14 protein-coding genes and 1 pseudogene are annotated in these 21,374 nt (G+C 58.1%); 14 read left to right on the forward strand and 1 reads right to left on the reverse strand.

Annotation, left to right across the window (positions count from 1 at the left end; genetic code table 11):
- Positions 1 to 59 precede the first annotated feature (59 nt).
- Complete coding sequence (locus QN370_RS08105; RefSeq protein WP_323581707.1) at positions 60 to 2,048, forward strand: cation:proton antiporter; 1,989 nt, start codon at positions 60 to 62, stop codon at positions 2,046 to 2,048.
- Positions 2,049 to 2,139: 91 nt separating this feature from the next.
- The gene (locus QN370_RS08110) at positions 2,140 to 3,033 is read left to right on the forward strand and encodes an alpha/beta hydrolase (protein ID WP_322126086.1); all 894 of its coding nucleotides are present in this window, start codon (positions 2,140 to 2,142) and stop codon (positions 3,031 to 3,033) included.
- 36 nt (positions 3,034 to 3,069) lie between these two features.
- On the opposite strand, the gene uvrA is transcribed toward QN370_RS08110, so the two are convergent.
- The gene (gene uvrA, locus QN370_RS08115; protein ID WP_322126087.1) at positions 3,070 to 5,928 is read right to left on the reverse strand and encodes an excinuclease ABC subunit UvrA; all 2,859 of its coding nucleotides are present in this window, start codon (positions 5,926 to 5,928) and stop codon (positions 3,070 to 3,072) included.
- A gap of 317 nt (positions 5,929 to 6,245) precedes the next feature.
- On the opposite strand from uvrA, the gene ssb reads away from it, so the two are divergent.
- The 12 genes and pseudogenes from ssb (at position 6,246) to QN370_RS08175 (ending at position 21,356) form a co-directional block, all read left to right on the forward strand.
- On the forward strand, positions 6,246 to 6,746 hold the full coding sequence (gene ssb / locus QN370_RS08120; protein WP_322126088.1) for a single-stranded DNA-binding protein: 501 nt from the start codon (positions 6,246 to 6,248) through the stop codon (positions 6,744 to 6,746).
- A 160-nt stretch (positions 6,747 to 6,906) separates the two neighbouring features.
- Positions 6,907 to 7,176, forward strand: a complete 270-nt coding sequence (locus QN370_RS08125; protein ID WP_322126089.1) for a hypothetical protein — start codon at positions 6,907 to 6,909, stop codon at positions 7,174 to 7,176.
- A gap of 147 nt (positions 7,177 to 7,323) precedes the next feature.
- Positions 7,324 to 7,614, forward strand: a complete 291-nt coding sequence (locus QN370_RS08130) for a nucleotidyltransferase family protein (protein ID WP_322126090.1) — start codon at positions 7,324 to 7,326, stop codon at positions 7,612 to 7,614.
- Between the two features lie 164 nt (positions 7,615 to 7,778).
- Positions 7,779 to 8,024: a hypothetical protein gene (locus tag QN370_RS08135; RefSeq protein WP_322126091.1), complete on the forward strand. Its 246-nt coding sequence runs from the start codon at positions 7,779 to 7,781 to the stop codon at positions 8,022 to 8,024.
- Positions 7,993 to 8,680, forward strand: a pseudogene (locus tag QN370_RS08140) (type I restriction-modification enzyme R subunit C-terminal domain-containing protein); the annotation flags it as partial. The gene QN370_RS08135 and the pseudogene QN370_RS08140, both read left to right, overlap by 32 nt.
- Before the next feature lie 598 nt (positions 8,681 to 9,278).
- Entirely contained in the window at positions 9,279 to 10,946 is a 1,668-nt protein-coding gene (locus QN370_RS08145) for a putative bifunctional diguanylate cyclase/phosphodiesterase (protein ID WP_322126092.1), read from the forward strand.
- Positions 10,943 to 12,457 carry an HDOD domain-containing protein gene (locus tag QN370_RS08150; RefSeq protein WP_322126093.1) on the forward strand — a complete coding sequence of 505 codons (1,515 nt, stop codon included), beginning with the start codon at positions 10,943 to 10,945 and terminating at the stop codon, positions 12,455 to 12,457. The genes QN370_RS08145 and QN370_RS08150 overlap by 4 nt, the downstream gene beginning before the upstream one ends.
- A gap of 72 nt (positions 12,458 to 12,529) precedes the next feature.
- Positions 12,530 to 13,078 (forward strand): GNAT family protein, encoded by a 549-nt coding sequence (locus tag QN370_RS08155; RefSeq protein WP_322126094.1) that lies wholly within the window; start codon positions 12,530 to 12,532, stop codon positions 13,076 to 13,078.
- Complete coding sequence (locus QN370_RS08160) at positions 13,066 to 14,070, forward strand: glycosyltransferase (RefSeq protein ID WP_322126095.1); 1,005 nt, start codon at positions 13,066 to 13,068, stop codon at positions 14,068 to 14,070. Before QN370_RS08155 ends, QN370_RS08160 begins: the two co-directional genes overlap by 13 nt.
- Before the next feature lie 117 nt (positions 14,071 to 14,187).
- Entirely contained in the window at positions 14,188 to 14,904 is a 717-nt protein-coding gene (locus QN370_RS08165) for a transposase (RefSeq protein ID WP_322126096.1), read from the forward strand.
- A 178-nt stretch (positions 14,905 to 15,082) separates the two neighbouring features.
- Positions 15,083 to 19,771, forward strand: a complete 4,689-nt coding sequence (locus QN370_RS08170) for a glutamate synthase-related protein (RefSeq protein WP_322126097.1) — start codon at positions 15,083 to 15,085, stop codon at positions 19,769 to 19,771.
- 121 nt (positions 19,772 to 19,892) lie between these two features.
- Positions 19,893 to 21,356 (forward strand): glutamate synthase subunit beta, encoded by a 1,464-nt coding sequence (locus QN370_RS08175; RefSeq protein WP_322126098.1) that lies wholly within the window; start codon positions 19,893 to 19,895, stop codon positions 21,354 to 21,356.
- The last annotated feature ends 18 nt before the right edge of the window (positions 21,357 to 21,374 follow it).

The raw sequence follows: 21,374 nt of genomic DNA on the forward strand, positions 1-21,374 counted from the left end.
TTCTGCCAGCGATAACTAAAATAGTGGCTCGCGCTAGATGAAAGGACTGATCCCCGCTCATGCACTCCGCGCTCGAACTCACCTTGCTGTTACTTGGCGCTGCCGTACTGGGCGTGGTTGCCTTTCGCATGATGCATTTGCCGCCGATGCTGGGCTATCTGGCCGTCGGCATCGCCATTGGTCCGCACGGACTCGGTTGGGCCGAAGACACGGCCACCACGCATACACTGGCTGAATTCGGCGTCGTGTTTCTGATGTTTTCGATTGGCCTGGAATTCTCCCTGCCTAAACTTTTTTCGATGCGACGTACCGTCTTTGGCCTCGGCATGGCACAGGTGCTGCTCACCATCCTGGCCACCATGTTGTGCGGCTGGGGCACCGCGCGCTTGCTGCCGCAAGTAGCCGACATCAGCTGGGGCGCCGCCTTTGCGCTGGGTGGTGCGCTGGCGATGTCGTCGACCGCGATTGTCTCGAAAATGCTGACCGAACGGCTCGAGCTGGAAAGCGAACATGGCCGTCGCATCATCAGCATTCTGCTGTTCCAGGATCTGGCGCTGGTGCCTTTGCTGATCCTGGTACCGGCGCTGGCGGAGGCACCGAAAGACATTGCGGTGACGCTTGGCTGGGCCGCGCTGAAAGCGGTTGGCGTGCTGCTGCTCTTGCTGGTGATCGGCCAGAAGTTGATGCGCAGCTGGTTCCGGATTGTGATCAAGCGGCGCTCGCAGGAATTATTCATGCTCAACCTGCTGCTCATTACACTCGGTGCCGCGTGGATTACCGAACAGGCTGGCCTGTCGCTGGCGCTGGGTGCCTTCGTCGCCGGCATGCTGATTTCGGAAACCGAATACAAGCATCAGGTCGAGGAAGACATCAAGCCGTTTCGCGATGTGTTGCTCGGACTGTTTTTCATCACCATCGGCATGTTGCTCAATATCCGGCTGGTCATCGAAAACTGGTGGCTGGTGCTGTTGCTGCTGGCCGCGCCGGTGCTGCTGAAGTTTGTCCTGATCACCGCGCTGGCACGCCTGTTCGGTGCCACAACCGGGGTCGCGTTGCGCACCGGCCTGGCGCTGGCACAGGCTGGCGAATTCGGATTCGTGCTGCTCAACCAGGTCGGTGGCTTGCAGCTGATCGACCCGTTCATCGTGCAACTGATTCTTGCGTCGATGGTGCTGTCAATGCTGATCGCGCCGTTCATCCTGGCCAATGCAGACGCTATCGTCATGAAGCTGTCGGCCAATGAATGGATGATGCAATCGGTCGCGCTGACCCACATTGCCAGCCGCACGATGACGACGCAAAAGCACGTGATTATTGCAGGCTTCGGACGCAGCGGGCAGAGTCTGGCACGCCTGCTCGAAGAAGAAAAAATTCAGTATCACGCGCTCGATCTCGATCCCGACCGGGTCCATGAAGCGCAGGTCTCGGGCGCGAATGTCTCGTACGGCGATGCGGCGCGGCGCGAGTCGCTGGTGGCGGCAGGTATCCATCGGGCGTCGGCGCTGGTGATCACGTATGCCAGCACGCCATCCGCGCTGAAACTGCTGCATCTGGCGCAGGAACTGGTACCGGCCTTGCCGGTCATCGTCCGCAGTCACGACGATACCGACCTCGATCAGTTGCGCGCGGCCGGTGCCGCCGAAGTGGTGCCGGAAGCACTCGAAGGGAGCCTGATGCTGGCCTCGCATGCGCTGGTGATGCTCGGAGTACCGCTGCACCGTGTCGTGCATCGGGTGCAGAGTGCGCGCGATGAGCGCTACGCGTCACTGAGGGGGTTTTTTCATGGCGACAGCGATGTCGAGGAAGATGCCGAGCACCTGCACGTACGACTCCATTCGGTTACGCTGGACCGCTACGCGAAGGCGGTCGGCAAGAGTCTGGCGGAACTCGGCCTGCAGGAATTTGCCGCAGACATTACCGCGATACGGCGCAGTAAAAGCCGCATCGACGTGACGCCGGCGACCATCCTGCAAGGCGGCGATATCATTGTGCTGCGCGGTACCGCCGAGAGCGTGGCGCGGGCCGAGAAACGCTTGCTCAAAGCCTGACGCATCCCTCCGTGCCGCTTCTGCGTATTTACAGGACGAACAGGACGAACAGAACGGACTTTTTCCACTCTATTTTTATGACAGGTTACTGATGGCCATGGCAACCAAAATCCTGCTGGGTAGTGTCGTGACATTGCTGCTGGCAGGTGCGTTGAGCGCATGCTCACCGCTGCGCGTCATCAATGCCGTGACACCCGGCAGCACTTCTGAAAAAACGCACGACATCAGCTACGGCAACGATCCGCGCAACCGGCTTGATATTTACCGGCCACGCGATGGCAACGGCGCGGCACCAGTCGTGGTGTTTTTTTATGGCGGTAGCTGGAATTCGGGCTCGCGTGAGGATTACGCCTTCGTGGGCGAGGCCTTGGCGCAGCGCGGCATCGTCGCGGTGCTGGCCGATTACCGGCTGTACCCGCAAGTCCGTTATCCGGCCTTTGTCGAGGATTCTGCCGAGGCAGTCGCCTGGACCTTCAAAAATATCCAGCGCTTTGGTGGCGACCAGAAAAAAGTCTTTGTGATGGGGCATAGTGCCGGTGCCTACAACGCCGCGATGGTGGCATTGGACGGACGCTGGCTGATCGCGCAGGGTGCGTCGCCGACCGCTTTGCGCGGCTGGATCGGACTGGCCGGCCCGTACGATTTTCTACCGATCGAGAATCCGGATGTGCGGCCGGTATTTTTTTATCCCGATTCACCGCCGCAGTCACAGCCCGCCCGACACGTCACGCCGGCTGCGTCGCCGGCACTGCTGGTTGCCTCGCACGCCGACAAGATCGTCAATGCCACGCGCAATACCGGCGGCCTGGCCGATAGCCTGCGCGCCGCGAAGGTGCCTGTCGAAGAAGTGTATTTCGACAGCACCAGCCACGCCAGTCTGATCGGTGCGTTTGCATGGCCGCTGCGCGGGTTGGCTCCGGTACTCGACAAGGTCGTGGAGTTTGTCGACAGCGACGGCGGACGTGACGTAAAAATAGCGCGCTAAAAACAGCGCGCTATCCGGGGTCTGACTGGGTGCGTGTCAGGCCTTTTTTTTCTTCAGTAGCGGTCCGAGATAGTGACCCGTAAAGCTGGCCGGATTCATTGCCACTTGTTCCGGTGTCCCCGTCGCAATGATCTGGCCGCCGCCCGCGCCACCTTCGGGGCCGAGGTCGATGACCCAGTCGGCTGTTTTGATCACGTCAAGATTGTGCTCGATGATGACCAGCGTATTGCCCTGGTCCCGCAGGCGATGGATCACCTTCAGCAGCAAATCAATGTCATGGAAATGCAGACCGGTGGTCGGCTCATCAAGGATGTACAGCGTGCGCCCGGTATCGCGTTTGGACAGTTCGAGTGACAGTTTGACGCGTTGCGCTTCACCGCCCGACAGGGTCGTGGCGCTTTGGCCGAGCCGGATATAGCCAAGGCCGACATCAAGTAGCGTATGCAATTTGCGCGCGATCACCGGCACCGGCAGGAAGAACACATGGGCTTCCTCGACCGTCATGCCGAGCACCTCGGTGATGTTTTTGCCCTTGTACAGCACCTCAAGGGTTTCGCGGTTGTAGCGCTTGCCGTGGCAGACATCGCACGGCACGTAGACGTCCGGCAGGAAGTGCATCTCGACCTTGATGACGCCATCGCCCTGACAGGCTTCGCAGCGACCACCCTTGACGTTGAAGGAAAAACGACCGGCGCTGTAGCCGCGCTCCTTGGCCGCATTGACGGTCGCGAACAGGTCGCGGATCGGCGTGAACAGGCCGGTGTACGTGGCCGGATTCGAGCGCGGCGTGCGCCCGATCGGACCCTGGTCGACCGAGATCACCTTGTCGAAATGTTCAAAGCCACTAATGCTTTCATGCTCGGCCGGTTCCGCTTGCGAACCGTACAAATGGCGCGAGGCAGCGTGGTACAGGGTTTCGTTAATCAGCGTTGATTTGCCCGAACCCGAAACGCCCGTCACGCAGGTCAGCAAGCCGACCGGCAATTCCAGCGTGACGTTCTTGAGGTTGTTACCGGATGCGCCGGTGATGACAAACTGGCGCTTCGGATCCGGCGCACGACGCTTCTCCGGCACGGCGATTTCGAGCGTGCCGTTGAGGTATTTGGCGGTGAGCGAATTGGTGTTCTTGAGGATCTCTTCCAGCGTGCCTTCGGCAATGATTTCGCCGCCGTGTACGCCTGCACCCGGACCCATGTCAACCACGTAATCGGCGCAGCGGATCGCGTCTTCGTCATGCTCGACGACCAGCACGCTGTTGCCGATATCCCGCAAATGACGCAGCGTTGCAATGAGCCGGTCGTTGTCGCGCTGGTGCAAACCGATTGATGGCTCATCGAGCACATACATCACGCCGGTCAGGCCGGAACCGATTTGCGAGGCCAGCCGGATGCGTTGCGCTTCACCGCCCGACAGCGTGTCGGCACTGCGTTCCAGTGACAGGTAATCAAGCCCGACATTGTTCAGAAAACGCAGGCGCGAAATGATTTCCTTCGTAATGCGATCGGCGATTTCCTTCTTCGCGCCGGTCAGCACCAGCGTCTCGAAAAACTCCAGCGTCTCGCGCAACGGTGTGGCAGCGACTTCATAAATTGCGCGTTGCTGGCTGCCATTGCCGACCTTCACGAAGCGCGCTTCGACGCGCAGGCGGGCACCTTGGCACGACGGACATTGCTTGCCGTTGATGAACTTGGCCAGTTCTTCCTTGACCGCATTCGAGTCGGTTTCGCGATAGCGCCGCTGCAGGTTGTTGACCACGCCCTCGAACGCATGCTCGCGTACCACCGCACGACCGCGCTCGTTGATGTACGTGAAAGGAATGACCTGCTTGCCGGAGCCGTACAGCACGGCTTGCTGCGCTGTACCGGCCAGTTTTTCAAATGGCGTATCGAGGTCGAATTCATAGAACTCGGCCAGGTTCGTCAACATCTGGAAATAGAACTGGTTGCGGCGGTCCCAGCCCTTGACCGCCCCGCTGGCCAGCGACAGATTGGGGAACGCGACAATGCGCTTCGGATCGAAAAACTCGATGTGGCCGAGACCATCGCATTCCGGGCAGGCACCCATCGGATTGTTGAACGAGAACAGCCGTGGTTCGAGTTCCTGCAGCGAGTACCCACATGCCGGGCAGGCGAATTTGTTCGAGTAGATATGCTCGACTGCGCTATCCATGTCGAGCACCAGAGCCCGGCCATCGGCGAGCCGCAAGGCGGTCTCGAAACTCTCGGCCAGACGCTGTTTGATGTCGGCCTTGACCTTGATCCGGTCGATTACGACATCGATCGTGTGCTTCTCGGTTTTCTTCAGTTTCGGCAGGTCGTCGACTTCAACAATCTTCGCCGGATGGACGCCGCTCTGGACCCGGAAGCGCACGAAGCCTTGCGCCTGCATCTGCTCGAACAGGTCGACATGCTCGCCTTTGCGGTTCGATACCACCGGTGCCATGATCATCAGCTTGGTGTCTTCCGGCATGGCCAGGACGGCATCCACCATCTGTGACACCGATTGCGCCGCGAGCGGATTTTCGGGATGGTCGGGACAATACGGCGTGCCGACACGGGCATACAGCAGACGCAGGTAATCATGGATTTCGGTGACCGTGCCGACGGTCGAACGCGGATTGTGCGAGGTGGCTTTTTGCTCGATCGAAATGGCGGGCGACAAGCCTTCAATCAAATCGACGTCCGGCTTTTCCATCAGTTGCAGGAACTGGCGGGCGTACGACGACAGCGATTCGACATAGCGACGCTGGCCTTCCGCATACAGCGTATCGAAAGCCAGCGATGATTTGCCGGAACCGGACAAGCCGGTGATGACGATGAGCTGGTTGCGAGGTAAGTCCAGATTGATATTCTTGAGGTTGTGCGTGCGGGCGCCGCGGATGCGTATCTGTTCCATGAACTGCTTTCTGCGTGGTGTGGCGCTGCCCTGAAAACGATGGGCCGGCGACCGTGGTACGAATCAACCCGACACTATAACGGGTTTCGCCGGCAGGAGCCGCGGGCCGGCACGACGCCGGAAATGGCGTGGCGGTGCCGGTTGTCGGCGCCGTACGACAGCGTGCACACAGTTTGGTCTGCCGTGGCGACCGGCAATGGCGCAGCCTGTCTTTGCGTCGGAGACGCACGCCAGCTAGCTTATAATTGTGGCCAATTCGACGAACCAGCCGCAGCGCAGTCGACTGCCCCGACTCAGACCATTCAGGAGAAAATACCATGGCATCGATCAATAAAGTCATCATCATCGGCAACCTCGGCCGCGATCCTGAAACCCGTTACATGACCAACGGCGACGCCGTCACCAACATCGCCGTAGCCACCACCGAAAGCTGGAAAGACAAGACCAGCGGTGAGAAAAAAGAACTGACCGAATGGCATCGCATCACGTTTTATCGCAAGCTCGCCGAGATCGCCGGCCAGTACCTGAAAAAAGGCTCGCAGGTCTACATTGAAGGCAAGCTGCAAACCCGTAAATGGACCGACAAGGAAAACGTCGAACGCTTCACGACCGAAATCATTGCCGACACGATGCAAATGCTGGGCAGCCGGCAAGGCATGGGTGGCGGTGCGGGCGGCGGAATGGACGATGACTACGGCAGCGCCCCGGCACCGCGCCAGAGCGCGCAACCGGCCCAGGCGGCGAGTGCCCCTCGCCAGGCACCGGCATCGCGTCCGGCACCGAATTTTTCGGACATGGATGACGATATTCCATTTTGATCGATACCTTGTGATTCCCGGCAGGTTGAATCCTTGAACGATGCCAGGCAAGTCTCCGATTTGTCTGGCATTTTTGCGTTTTTATTGATGGCCCACTAGATCGGGAATAGATAACGCTGTCTGCAATGAATTTCGATGGGGGGAACGCAGATTCATCTCATTGCAAAAATATCAGGAATTAAAGCGTTATACAGTCCTACCTGGTGATGTTCGAATAACCATGATCGGGACTTACGAAAAAGGTATCGTTCTGGCTGATATTTCTGTCGCCATCAATACCAAACATCTTTGTTGCATTACGCTTGATGCACCGGAAGTGCCTGCCCAGCTTTTTGCACAGGTATTTTTTACTGCACCCGATGGCTTGCAAGTAGTTGGCGCAAACGGAAAAAGGTGCGGTCATGGGCGGCCTGAATATGAGGATCATTAAGGCAATGCCGGTGCCTGTGGTGCCGATGAATTTGCAGCACGTTTAGGAGCGCTGCAAAAAACTAAATCGGCTGGTATTGACGCGGCGGCCGAGTTGGATAGCCTCTTTGCTCACCTTTAACACCGTGCCTTTTCAGGAGAACTTTGAATGTTGCCATCCATCGCCCTACAAACCCACCGCGAAGCAATACGTCGCATCGCGCTCAGCAACCGCGTTACCAACGTGCGCGTGTTCGGCTCGGTCGTGCATGGCGATGACAAGGAGGGTAGTGATCTGGACCTGTTGGTCGATCCCACCGAGGACACCACGATGATGGACATTGCAAGAATTCAGCTGGTGCTTTCGCAACTGCTACCAGTTGCGGTGGATGTGCTGACGCCCAATAGTCTTCCTGTCAGATTTCGCGGACGGGTGATTGCTGAGGCGCAGACTGTATAAGTAATTTCTCTCTCTTCCAACGCCAAGCCTCCCGAGGAGAACTTTGAAGGAATGACCTGACCACGTCGCCGCATTAGCGGCAAAACATCCTGAACAACCGCTGCGCCTTACAAACTGCGGATCAGCATCTTGGGCTTGGCGGGGTAGTCTATCAAGATGAAACGGTGTTCACCAAGCAGCAAGTGACAGCCCTCATTGATTTCAGTGATGCGGCGGTAGAGCGCTACATCGCCAGTCATGATGACGAACTCAAGGCAAACGGCCATAAGCTGTTGCGAGGGAAAAAGCTAAAAGAATTCAGGGGATTAGTGGATGTTACCCTCATTGATGAGGGTAACAAAACCATCGTCTTGATAGTCTTTAATTTCCGCTCCGTACAGGGTGCTGGGTTACCTGATGACCCAGGGTGAGAAAGTGGCCGCAGATGATCGCCTCGGCAAGACCATTATCTTTGCCAAGAACAATGCCCATGCCGACTACATTGCGGAGCGTTTCAATCGTAACTACCCGCATTACAAGGGTGCTTTCGCGCGCGTCGTGACCTACAAAACCGAGTACGCGCAAAGTCTGATCGATGAGTTTTCGATCAAGGAGGGCATGCCGTATATCGCCATTTCGGTCGACATGCTCGAGACCGGGATCGACGTGCCGGAGGTGGTCAACCTCGTGTTCTTCAAGGTCATCCGCTCCAAGACCAAGTTCTGGCAAATGATCGGTCGCGGCACGCGGCTGTGCCAGGACTTGTATCGACCGGGGCAGGACAAGCAGTTTTTCAATGTCTTCGACTATTGCCAGAATCTGGTCGCTGGTCGGGCTAGAGCGCGAAGCCGCACTATTGGCCTTCAATGACTTCATCAATGGCAGTACGGCGACACCGAACCAGATCGAGTTCATCGACCTTGTCGTGCAGGAGCTGACCCAGAACGGGGTGATGGAGGCCGACCGGTTGTACCAGACGCCGTTCATCGACCTCAGCCCGCAGGGACCCGATGGCATTTTTCCGTCGGCGCGGGTGGATCAGATTATCCGGGTACTGTCGGAAATCCGGCTGCGTGCAGTCGGGTGACGCCGGTCGCTAACCTGGCGCTGGCTCTGGGCAACAAGGGCTGCATATCGCAGTGGCGGCATCGTGCCGTGACGGGTTGCACGGCTTTGCCACCTCCAGATTGCGCTAGCGTGTCGAGATATATCGCCGGTTTTCCCACCTGTCTGCTGGCCATTCCAACCGGTCGGTCCGAGTTGGCAGCGTCCTGGTTTGTTTGCCTGTGGGAAGGCCAGGAGGCTCAACGGTAGGAGAGAATCAGGAATTTTTACCGGTAATTGGCCTTGCCCGGGCCAATGTTCCTTATATTTTCCTCTTTGGATGTACTTCTGGTGATTTTCTTGATAACTTCCACGGTTGTATTTGTAAAGAAACTTAAGAAGTCACATTAACAGCGAGAACGCATCGCAGCAGCAGGGCACCTTGCCGGGGATCAGGAAGGCTTCAGTGAAACGCTATTTTGTAATGCACGTCTATTTGGCTCTGTTGGGTACCAGTCTGCTTCCACATAACTGCTATCCTGAGCTTTGTCGTGCATAGAATACTGACAAACATCGTCACACCAACCTTAGCAGGAAAAAAATTCTTGGATGCCGGTGCTGACGGAACGTTGAGCAGCCTCATGGAGGCTGCAGGTGATGCGGTGTTTTGCCTGGATGGAAAAGGCAAGATTCTGTATGCCAGTCAGCGCGCGCTTGAATTTGTCGGCACGGGCGGGAGCATTGTCGGCTGGTTTCTATCCGAACTGGCACCGCTGAGTGACCGACTGATCATCAGCCTGGCCGTTACCCAGGCACTCGAATCTGGCCGCTCGGGCAAGATCAATACCCGCATCAATACACGCAAGTCGGCCATGTGGTTCGAGTTGCAACTGACTAATTACGCGACGCCTGACGGCGCAACCGCCCTGTTGGTGGTGGGGCGCGATATCTCGATCCAGCAAGACACCGAGGAACGCCTGCGTCACATGGCGACCCATGACGCGCTCACCGGTTTGCCGAATCGCTCGTTGCTGTCGGACCGGCTACAGATGGCGATTGCTCAGGCCAAGCGCACCGGTCGCGGGTTTTCGGTGCTGGCACTGGACCTTGATCGCTTCAAGAAAGTCAACGATGCGCTCGGACACGTGGTCGGTGACACCCTGCTGCGGGTGGCCGGCGAACGCTTGCGTGAAACCTTGCGCAATGTTGATACGCTGTCGCGCGTTGGTGGAGATGAGTTCGTGGCCGTTTTGCCGGGTGCTGTCACCGAAGCCGAGATACAGACTGTCGCGCGGCGCATGATTTCAAACATGCAAGTCCCCTTTGAAATACAGGGTCACACGCTCTACGTCGGTGCCTCGATTGGTGCGGCCACATATCCGGATCATGGCGACGATGACGTGAAGTTGCTCAGTCATGCCGACACCGCCATGTGCCATGCCAAGGAAACCGGCAAGGCACGCTGCGTGGTCTACAATCCGCAAAAATTCAATCAGCAGGAATACGACGTCTCGATGGAAGCCGCGATGTTCGACGCGGTACGCAATGGCGAATTCAGCTTGCACTACCAGCCCATCGTCGATGCCGTTACCTGTCAGGTGATGGGCTACGAAGCGCTGATGCGCTGGATGCGTCCCGAGTCGGGTCCGGTATCGCCCTCGCAATTCATCCCGATGGCAGAAAGTAATGGCCTGATCAATTTGCTGGGAGCGTGGGCCTTGCGGTCGGCCTGCATGCAGATCAAGCGCTTTCAGGAGGTTGCCGGTCGGCCCCTGTATGTATCGGTCAACGTCAGTCCGCGCCAGTTCCGCAACGACCAGTTTCTCGGTGCCATGGATAACGCACTGAGCATGGCCGGCCTGGCCGGCTCGGAGCTGCTGCTTGAAATTACCGAAGGTATCCTGATGTCGGATCCCGAACATGCCGAAGCGATGCTCAACCAGATCAGCGCGCGTGGCGTGAAAATCGCCATTGATGACTTTGGTACCGGCTATTCGTCACTGGCTTATCTGAAGCGCTTTCCGATTTCGACATTGAAGATCGACAGAGCCTTCGTGATGGACTTGCCCGAATCGGTCAAGGATGCGGCGATCTGCAACGTCGTACTGAGTCTGGCCAGCCATCTGAATTTATCGACCGTCGCCGAAGGCGTCGAAAATGCGGCGCAGCTGGAATTCCTTGCCCGCCAGGGATGCACACTGATTCAAGGTTACTTCACAGGGCGACCCATGTTGCCTGATGCGGCGATAGCGCTTTTGCAAGCCGCCGCAGCGGCCTCGCCACCTCTGAAACAGGTGCCTTCATCATGAGTGACAAGGTGGCCGATTCCGAACAGACGCTGCAATTGCTGTGGACGCGCGTGCGCCAGCGCGGCGACCTGCCGGGATTTTCAAAGGTGGTCAGTTCCATTCTTGCCGCCATGCGCGGCGAAGATGATCGCGATTTCAACATGGCCCGGACGGTACTGTCGGACCCGGGGCTGACGCAAAAAGTATTGCGTCTGGCAAACAGTCCGATGTACGCCGTGTTCGGTCGCGATATTAATACCGTCTCGAAAGCCGTCGTGGTGCTGGGCACTGATGCAATCGGACATCTGGCGCTGGGGGTGAAGCTCATTGATGGTTTGTCGGTTGCCTCAACCGATTCGGCATTGACCCGCTGCGAAATGGAAAAAGCCATCTTGTCCGGCCATATAGGGCGCCAGATCGCCGCTGGTGCCAGCACCCGCGATGCCGAAGAGGCAGTGGTGTGTTCCATGCTGCACGCTCTGGGCCGGATGATGGTGGCGTTTTATCTGCCCGAAATGTGGCAGCAGATCATCGCTGACCATGACGTCGGCGATGTGCCAAAAGAGCGTCGACAAGATCAGCGTGCGCGCCAGGTGCTCGGGCTCGGGCTTGACCAGATCGGCCGAATGGTGGCGCTACAGTGGGGCTTGCCGAATACGCTGGTCGATACCTTGAAGGACTTGCACCCGAGCACACTTGATGAACCACTGGATCACAACGGCTGGCTCGCCGCTGTAGCAACGATGTCGTTAAGCTGTGCCGACGTCCTGTTAGCAGAGACATTCGATAGTGCGGAGGTGGCGGTCGCACTATCGAACATTGCGGATGGCTACGCCGGCATGCTCGGGGTCGATGCGAGTCAGTTGCTAGTAGCGATAGAAACCGCCCGGCTCGGCGCCTATGAAGAGGGGTCGGTGGTCAGACTTGTGAAGCGAGGTGCCACTCCGGTGCCGGTCCTTGCTGCGGCGGCTGCCACCGGCAAGCCAGTTGATGCGGCGCAATTGCTGGCGCGGGGAGTGGCCGAACTGCGCGAACTGAGCCTGACGTCGACCAACGCACAATTGATGATCCTGGCGCTGGAAGTACTGTTCAAGAGCCTTGGTTTCAGTCACGGCGCGCTCTTCCAGCGCATACCGAAAGACGGTCGTTACCAGGCACGCATGTGTCTTGGCGGTAAATTGCAAGACATGGCGTCGCGGCTAACTTTTGAGGATGCGTATCAGCCGGATGTCTTTCACGCCGCGTTGGCGAACGACAAGATGATTTTTGTCGAAAATGCGCGCGATCCGGCGTTTATCAACAAGTTGCCGCGCTGGTGGAAAGATGCGCTGCCGACCACCCGCAGCTTCGTCGTCATGCCGCTGACCATCAACCGCTCGCCGATCGGGTTTCTGTATGGCGACTGGGACCTCAGCGTCACCCCATCGAAAGTCGAGGCGGCTGAGGTGGTGCCAATGAATGAATTGCGGGCCTTGCTGGTCAGCGTATTGCAGCCGCAGCGTCCAGCTGATCCGACCTGGAATCGTAAATAGTCCTGGCATTGATCGATTACGCCGATTCCGCTATCGTGAATTCCCGACAACCGAAAGACAGATCTCCGTCCCATGCCGCCCATTTTCCCCATCCTGCAGACAGAGCGACTGACCCTGCGCGAGATCGTACCGGGTGATGCGGACGCCTTGTTCCTGATTCACTCGGATGCCCAGACGATGCGCTGGTTCGGCATTGATGCGCTAACCGAGCGCAGCCAGGCCAACCAGATGGCAGCCATGTTTGCCGGCTGGTTTCTGGCCGGTACCGGTGTGCGCTGGGGCATCGTGCGCAACGAGGACGATACCTTGATCGGCACTGGCGGATTATTTCGCTGGAACAAAAGCTGGCATAACTGCATGCTGGGTTTTGAATTATCGGCAGCGATGCAGCGCCACGGTTACATGCGCGAAGCCGTCAGTGCCATCCTCGATTACGGATTTACCCACATGAACCTGCACCGCATCCAGGCCGAAAGTCATGCCGACAACGCCGCCTCGATCGGCTTACTCACCCGTCTTGGATTCAGCTTTGAAGGCGTGCATCGTCAGCAAGCACACTGGGCGGGCCAGTTCCATGATCTCAATTGCTATTCCTTGCTGCAGCACGAATGGCAGACATGACCGGCGTCGTCCCGATTCACCTGTTCAACGGCTTTGGCAATCCGTTTGGTGGCAGCGAACTGGAAACGCTGGCCGTCTTTGAACTGCTCTCGCAAAGTGGCCCCGTCAAGTTATGGGCAACCTCGTCCAGAGCCGCGCCGGCACTGCTGGCACGCTATCCGATTACCCGCATCGCGCCTTGGCGGGGGCAGGTGCCGGATGGCGGTAACTATGTCTTTTTCGGGGCGCACTGGCGCAACCGGCTGTGGCCATCGCTGGTGACGCCGCCGCGCCGGTTGATCTACGTCTTCAACACCTTTCACCCGAAAGTGCTGGCGCTGACCGCACGCGGTCCGGCCTGGCGTCGCTGGCCCGCTACCGAGTACGTCCTGATCTCCGCATTCCAGAAAAAACTGCTGGGTATCGAGGGCGAGGTCCAGCCATCGCCGATCGATATTTCGCGCTTTCGACCGCGTACCTCATCCTCTGACCGTTCGACAGACGCGGGCCGTGCGCTGGTAGTCGGTCGACTCAGTCGCGACACGGCAGACAAGCATGCCCCGCAAGACCTCGACTTGTATCGCGCCTTGCTCAGCGATGGCTGGCAGCTTCGCCTGCAAGGCGCGACCATCCTGCAGGCGCATTTGCCGGTTGACCCGGCCTTGCAACTGACCCCTGAAGGGCTCATCGATGCGGTTGATTTCCTGCAAGGGCTAGACGTGTTCTATTACCGAACCGGTGTGCATGTCGAAACCTTCGGTCGCGTGGTTTTTGAAGCAATGGCGTGCGGCTTGCCCGTTGTCTGCCACCGTCACGGTGGTTACGCCGAACACATCCGCCATGGTGAAAACGGCTTCCTGTTCGACACCACCGAACAAGCCGCCACCATCCTGCGCCAGCTCCAGCAGAATCCGGCGCTGCGTTCGCGCATCGGCACCCATGCCCGGCGCACGGTGGAAGACTTGTTCAGCCCGCAAGCACTCCAGGCGCGCATGACATTCTTTCGCCGTTGAAATTAGGGTCAGAGTCAATTTAATCTGCATCAAGCATGCTTTTAATTAGGGTCAGAGTTGAATTAATTCGTTTGAATGCCCTTAAAATCGCTACTCCGATCACTTTTCTTATTTGCCATGGCTCGACTTCCCCGTCTCGTCGTCCCCGACCAGCCACATCACATCATTCAGCGCGGTAACGATAGGCGGGTGATCTTTTGCGACGATGATGATCGCCGCATTTTTCTAGCGTGGCTGGCCGATGCTGCCCGCCAGTTCACGGTCGCCATCCACGCCTACGTGTTGATGCCAAATCACCTGCACCTGCTGGCCTCACCGGCCGACAAGGACGGCTTGAGCCGCATGATGCAATGGGTAGGTCGGCATTACGTACCGTATTTCAATCGCAAGTACGAGCGCGTCGGTACGCTGTATCAGGGGCGCTTCAAGGCTACCGTGATTGACTCCGAGCGCTATCTGATGACGTGTTGCCGCTATATCGAACTCAATCCGGTGCGCGCGGCACTCGTGGCAGATCCGGCTGATTTCCCCTGGTCAAGCTATAACCACCATGTTGGCACCTTGCCCAACCCGCTGATCAGCGATCATGCGTTGTACTGGTCGCTGGGCAATACGCCTTTTGAGCGTGAAATCGCTTATCGGGAACTGGTGCGGCAAGGGCTGAGTTCAGAGGAAGTGACGACGCTGACCGATTCCACATTAAAGGGATGGGCGCTCGGCTCGAACCAGTTTCGCGCATCGCTGGAAAAAACCGTCCAGCGCCGCGTCGGGCCGGCGCGGCGCGGGCGGCCGTTCAAGCCCGTTCCCGTTGCCGATTCCGTGCCGGATTCATGACCGGAACAGAGCGTGCTGCGCTAATGAGGTGCAGAGCATGCATTGACTCTGTCCCCATTTAAAAAAATAAGAGCAGGTGCCGAATTTTAATTGACTCTGACCCTAATTAAAGGTGTTGCCAACCGTTTTGCGCTGCACTATGCTTGGCGATCAATTTCGTCGGGTAGGGAGAATCATTATGCAAGCGCAAGGTCTGTACGACCCATCCAATGAGCACGATGCCTGTGGCGTCGGCTTTATCGCCCATATCAAGGGTAACAAGAGTCACTCGATCGTCGAGCAAGGCCTGCTGATCCTGAAGAATCTGGATCACCGGGGTGCGGTCGGGGCCGACAAGTTGATGGGCGATGGCGCGGGTATCCTGATTCAGGTGCCGGACCAGTACTACCGTGAAGAAATGGCGTTGCTCGGTGTCGAGTTGCCGCCTCCCGGTGAGTACGGCGTCGGCATGGTGTTTTTGCCGAAAGAAAATGCGTCGCGTATCGCCTGCGAGCAGGAAATCGAGCGCTCGGCCATTGCCGAAGGGCAGGTCGTCCTCGGCTGGCGCGATGTGCCGGTTGATATCACGATGCCGATGTCGCCGACAGTGCGTGACAAGGAACCGGTAATTCGCCAGATTTTCATCGGACGCGGTCCGGACATCATGGTTACCGATGCGCTTGAACGCAAACTGTACGTGATCCGCAAGTCGTCGGGTCACGCGATCCGTGCGCTGAACCTGCTGCATGGCCAGGAGTTTTTCGTGCCGTCGATGTCGGCCCGGACCGTGGTCTACAAGGGTTTGCTGCTGGCAGACCAGGTCGGTGTCTATTACAAGGACTTGCAAGACCCGCGCTGCGTGTCTGCGCTGGCGCTGGTGCATCAGCGTTTCTCGACCAACACCTTCCCGGAATGGCCGCTGGCCCATCCGTATCGCCTGATCGCACACAATGGTGAGATCAATACCGTCAAGGGTAACTTCAACTGGATGCGCGCCCGCGAAGGCGTGATGAAGTCCTCCGTGCTGGGCGATGACCTCAAGAAATTGTTCCCGCTGATTTACGAAGGCCAGTCCGATACCGCCAGCTTTGACAATGCGCTCGAACTGCTGATCATGGCCGGTTATCCGATCGCGCAAGCGATGATGATGATGATCCCGGAAGCCTGGGAAAACCACGCCACGATGGACGACAATCGTCGTGCCTTCTACGAATATCACGCCGCAATGATGGAGCCATGGGACGGTCCGGCCGCGATGGCCTTCACCGATGGTCGTCACATCGGCGGTACGCTGGACCGCAATGGTTTGCGTCCTGCGCGCTACATCGTCACCGATGACGACCTGGTGGTGATGGCGTCGGAGTCCGGCGTGTTGCCGATCCCCGAGTCAAAGATCATCCAGAAATGGCGTTTGCAGCCGGGCAAGATGTTCCTGATCGACCTGGATGCCGGTCGCATCATTGGCGACAAGGAATTGAAAGATACCTACGCCAATGCCAAGCCGTACAAGCAATGGATTGCGTCGGTGCGTATCCGTCTCAATGCACTCAAGGCCGAGCCAGTCGAGCCAGCCTCGATGCTGCCGCTGATCGACCGCCAGCAACTGTTCGGCTACACCCAGGAAGATCTGAAGTTCCTGATGTCGCCGATGGCTGCCAATGGCGAAGAGCCGACCGGCTCGATGGGCAATGACTCACCGCTGGCCGTCATGTCCAACAAGAACAAGACGCTGTATCACTACTTCAAGCAATTGTTCGCGCAAGTGACCAACCCGCCGATCGATCCGATCCGTGAAGCGATGGTGATGTCACTGGTCTCGTTCATTGGTCCGAAGCCAAACCTGCTCGATACCAACAACATCAACCCGCCGATGCGCCTCGAAGTCACGCAGCCGGTGCTCGATTACAGCGACATCGTCAAGCTGCGCAATATCAGCGCGCATACCGGCGGCAAGTTCAAGTCGCATGAACTCAACATCTGCTACCCGGTCGCCTGGGGCAAGGAAGGCATCGAGGCACGTCTGGCATCGCTGTGTGCGAAGGCCGTCGATGCCGTGCACTCGGGTCACAACATCCTGATCATTTCAGACCGCAAGGTCGATGATGAGCAGGTCGCGATTCCAGCCTTGCTGGCGACATCGGCCATCCACTTGCATCTGGTGAGCAAGGGCTTGCGCACGTCGACCGGTATCGTCGTCGAAACCGGCTCGGCGCGTGAGACCCATCACTTTGCCTTGCTGGCAGGATACGGTGCCGAAGCCATCCATCCGTATCTCGCAATGGATACGCTGGCCGACATGGCCGCTGGTTTGCCGGGCGAGTTGTCGCCGGAAAAAGCCATTTACAACTATCAGAAAGCCATCGGCAAGGGCTTGCTGAAAGTCATGTCGAAGATGGGTATCTCAACTTACATGTCGTACTGCGGCGCGCAGATTTTCGAGGCGATCGGTCTGAACAAGGGCTTGGTCAACAAGTACTTCAAGGGCACCGCGTCGAACGTCGAAGGCATTGGCGTGTTTGAAGTGGCCGAAGAAGCCTTGCGTCTGCATCGCGCAGCGTTTAGCAAGGACCCGGTACTGACCAATGCACTCGAAGCCGGTGGCGAATACGCGTTCCGCGTGCGTGGCGAAGACCACATGTGGACGCCGGATGCGATTGCGAAATTGCAGCACTCGACCCGTGCCAACAACTTCAATACGTACAAGGAATACGCGCAGATCATCAATGATCAGTCGCAACGCCACATGACCTTGCGCGGCCTGTTCGAGTTCAAGATCGATCCGAGCAAGGCCATCCCGCTCGACCAGGTGGAACCAGCCAAGGAAATCGTCAAGCGTTTCGCGACCGGCGCCATGTCGCTCGGGTCGATTTCGACCGAAGCCCATGCCACGCTGGCCATTGCGATGAACCGCATCGGCGGCAAATCCAATACCGGCGAAGGTGGAGAAGATGCGCAACGGTATCGTCAAGAACTGAAGGGTATTCCGATCAAGCAGGGCGATTCGATGGCCTCGATCATTGGTGCCGAAAACGTCGTCGTCGATATCCCGCTGATGGCTGGCGATTCATTGCGCTCGAAGATCAAGCAGGTCGCCTCCGGACGCTTTGGTGTCACCGCCGAATACCTGTGCTCGGCCGAACAGATCCAGATCAAGATGGCGCAGGGCGCGAAGCCGGGCGAGGGCGGTCAGTTGCCCGGTCATAAAGTCTCGGAATACATCGCCAAGCTGCGCTTCTCGGTGCCTGGCGTGGGTCTGATTTCACCACCGCCGCATCACGATATTTACTCGATCGAAGATCTGGCGCAGTTGATTCACGATCTCAAGAACGTCAATCCAAAGGCCTCGATCTCGGTCAAGCTGGTGTCCGAAGTAGGTGTCGGCACGATTGCTGCCGGTGTCGCCAAGGCCAAGTCGGATCACATCGTCATCGCCGGTCATGACGGCGGTACCGGCGCGTCGCCGCTGTCATCGATCAAGCATGCGGGTTCGCCGTGGGAGCTGGGTCTGGCCGAGACGCAGCAAACGCTGGTGCTGAACCGGTTGCGCAGCCGTATCCGCGTGCAGGCCGATGGCCAGATCAAGACTGGTCGCGACGTTGTCATTGCCGCTTTGCTGGGCGCCGACGAAGTCGGTTTCGCAACCGCGCCGCTGGTGGTCGAAGGCTGCATCATGATGCGCAAATGTCATTTGAATACCTGCCCGGTTGGCGTCGCGACACAAGATCCTGTGCTGCGCGAAAAGTTTTCGGGCAAGCCGGAACATGTCGTCAACTTCTTTTTCTTTGTTGCCGAAGAAGCGCGTCAGATCATGGCCCAGCTCGGTATCGCAACGTTCAACGAACTGATCGGTCGTGCCGACCTGCTCGACAAGTCGAAAGCCGTGACCCACTGGAAAGCCAAGGGTCTGGACTTCAGCCGGATTTTCCATCTGCCGGACATGCCTGCCGACGAAGCGCGCTATCACGTCGAAGAGCAGGATCATGGCCTGGCCAATGCGCTCGATCACAAGCTCATTGCCCAAGCCAAGGCAGCGCTCGAAAAAGGCGAGCGGGTGTCGTTCATCTCACCGGTGCGCAACCGTAATCGTACTGTCGGCACCATGCTGTCAGGCGAAGTGGCCAAGAAGTATGGCCATGAAGGCTTGCCGGATGACACCATCCACATTCAGCTGCAAGGCACGGCAGGCCAGTCGGCTGCCGCCTTCCTGGCGCATGGCATCACCATCGATCTGGTTGGCGAAGGCAACGACTACGTTGGCAAGGGTTTGTCGGGCGGACGCATCGTCGTGCGGCCAAACATCGAGTTCCGCGGTCGCGCAGTCGACAACATCATTGCTGGCAATACCGTGTTGTACGGTGCCATCGCCGGTGAGGCGTTCCTCAATGGCGTGGTCGGCGAGCGTTTTGCGGTACGCAATTCCGGTGCGACGGCAGTGGTCGAAGGCACGGGTGACCATGGCTGCGAGTACATGACCGGCGGTACCGTGGTCGTGCTCGGCGAAACCGGACGTAACTTTGCGGCCGGCATGTCAGGCGGGATCGCTTATGTCTACGATCCGGAAGGAGACTTCGAAACACGCTGCAACATGGCGATGGTTGCTCTCGATGCAGTCGTGCCCCGCGCCGAGCAGGAAGCCATTGGCGACAAAGCGTGCTGGCATAGCCTGCAACGCAACGGTGATGGCGAGACCGACGAAGCGATTCTCAAGAGCCTGATTGAGCGTCACTTCAAATACACCGGCAGTACGCGTGCGCGTAATTTGCTCGATGACTGGAGCACCGCGCGCGGCAAGTTCGTCAAGGTCTTCCCGACCGAGTACAAGCGTGCACTGGGTGAGATGGACGCGACCCGCAAAGCCAGGACCGACAAGGAAAAGACGCCTGCATAAATTAACCGGTAGGGTGGGCACGGCTGGTTCGTGTCCACGCGTGACCGTCGCACAACACGTGCCGCGGCGCGATAGCCCCCCACCCGCATCAACAAAAAAAGTTTTACAACCTGGATAGATCATGGGAAAAGCAACCGGCTTCATGGAGTTTCAGCGCCTGAAAGAGGCGAGCGAAGCACCACAACTACGTACCAAGCATTACAAGGAATTCACGCTGCACCTGACTGACGCGGAAGCCAAAATACAAGGCGCGCGCTGCATGGACTGCGGTATCCCGTTTTGTAATACCGGCTGCCCGGTCAACAACATCATTCCTGACTGGAATGACATGGTGTATCGCGGCAGTTATCGCGAAGCCCTGGAGACCCTGCACTCGACCAACAACTTCCCCGAGTTCACTGGCCGCATTTGTCCGGCACCGTGCGAGAGCGCGTGCACGCTGGGTATCAACAGCGACGCCGTCGGCATCAAATCGATCGAGCATTTCATCATCGACAAGGGCTGGGAAAATGGCTGGGTCACACCACAACCGTCAGCCACAAAAACCGGCAAGAAGATCGCCATTGTTGGTTCCGGTCCTGCCGGCATGGCTGCTGCACAGCAATTGGCGCGGGTCGGCCATGACGTCACCGTGTTTGAAAAAAGTGACCGTGTTGGCGGCTTGCTGCGCTACGGTATCCCGGACTTCAAGATGGAAAAAATCCACATTGACCGACGCGTCGAGCAAATGCAGGCCGAAGGCGTGACCTTCCGTACGAGTGTTCTGATCGGCAAGGACTTCCCGTCGAACGTCAATAACTGGGCCAAGGAAACCATCTTCCCCGAGCAGCTCGAAAAAGATTTTGACGCCATCATCGTCGCCGGTGGCGCAGAGCAACCACGTGATTTGCCCGTCCCCGGGCGCGAGCTCAAGGGCGTGCACTTCGCCATGGATTTCCTGCCGCTGCAAAACAAGAGCTATGCCGGCGACAAGGTCAAGGATCAGATTCTCGCCAGCGGCAAGCACGTCATCGTCATCGGTGGCGGTGATACCGGTTCGGATTGCGTTGGTACGTCCAACCGTCAGGGCGCGACGTCGGTCGCCCAGTTCGAGCTGATGCCGCAGCCGCCGGAAGAAGAAAACAAGCCGATGGTGTGGCCGTACTGGCCGACCAAGCTGCGTACCTCGTCGTCGCACGAAGAAGGTTGTGATCGCGATTGGGCTGTCGCGACCAAGCGTCTCGAGGGCAAGAACGGCAAGGTCGACAAGCTCATCGCCGCACGCGTCGAATGGAAAGACGGCCGCATGCAGGAAGTGCCGAACTCGGAGTTTGAACTGAAAGCCGACCTGGTCTTCCTGGCCATGGGTTTCGTTTCGCCAGTAGCCCAAGTCCTGGAAGCCTTCGGTGTCGAAAAAGACAGTCGCGGTAACGTCAAGGCGACTACCGACGGTGCCGGTTGTTATCAAACCTCGGTACCCAAGGTGTTTGCTGCCGGTGATATGCGACGCGGTCAGTCGCTGGTCGTCTGGGCGATTCGTGAAGGTCGTCAGTGCGCACGCGCCGTCGACGAATTCCTGATGGGCGAGTCGGTCCTGCCTCGCTAACTTTCCTCGTTAATTTTC

Origin of the sequence: Actimicrobium sp. CCI2.3, assembly GCF_035019065.1 — a bacterium.
Taxonomy (GTDB): Bacteria; Pseudomonadota; Gammaproteobacteria; order Burkholderiales; family Burkholderiaceae_D; genus Actimicrobium.

What these genes read in the sequence shown, in the direction of transcription:
- QN370_RS08105 (WP_323581707.1), top strand. Translation starts at nt 60, where the DNA reads ATGCACTCCGCGCTCGAACTCACCTTGCTGTTACTTGGCGCTGCCGTA.
- QN370_RS08110 (WP_322126086.1), top strand. Translation starts at nt 2,140, where the DNA reads ATGGCCATGGCAACCAAAATCCTGCTGGGTAGTGTCGTGACATTGCTG.
- uvrA (WP_322126087.1), bottom strand. Translation starts at nt 5,928, where the DNA reads ATGGAACAGATACGCATCCGCGGCGCCCGCACGCACAACCTCAAGAAT.
- ssb (WP_322126088.1), top strand. Translation starts at nt 6,246, where the DNA reads ATGGCATCGATCAATAAAGTCATCATCATCGGCAACCTCGGCCGCGAT.
- QN370_RS08130 (WP_322126090.1), top strand. Translation starts at nt 7,324, where the DNA reads ATGTTGCCATCCATCGCCCTACAAACCCACCGCGAAGCAATACGTCGC.
- QN370_RS08145 (WP_322126092.1), top strand. Translation starts at nt 9,279, where the DNA reads ATGGAGGCTGCAGGTGATGCGGTGTTTTGCCTGGATGGAAAAGGCAAG.
- QN370_RS08150 (WP_322126093.1), top strand. Translation starts at nt 10,943, where the DNA reads ATGAGTGACAAGGTGGCCGATTCCGAACAGACGCTGCAATTGCTGTGG.
- QN370_RS08155 (WP_322126094.1), top strand. Translation starts at nt 12,530, where the DNA reads ATGCCGCCCATTTTCCCCATCCTGCAGACAGAGCGACTGACCCTGCGC.
- QN370_RS08160 (WP_322126095.1), top strand. Translation starts at nt 13,066, where the DNA reads ATGGCAGACATGACCGGCGTCGTCCCGATTCACCTGTTCAACGGCTTT.
- QN370_RS08165 (WP_322126096.1), top strand. Translation starts at nt 14,188, where the DNA reads ATGGCTCGACTTCCCCGTCTCGTCGTCCCCGACCAGCCACATCACATC.
- QN370_RS08170 (WP_322126097.1), top strand. Translation starts at nt 15,083, where the DNA reads ATGCAAGCGCAAGGTCTGTACGACCCATCCAATGAGCACGATGCCTGT.
- QN370_RS08175 (WP_322126098.1), top strand. Translation starts at nt 19,893, where the DNA reads ATGGGAAAAGCAACCGGCTTCATGGAGTTTCAGCGCCTGAAAGAGGCG.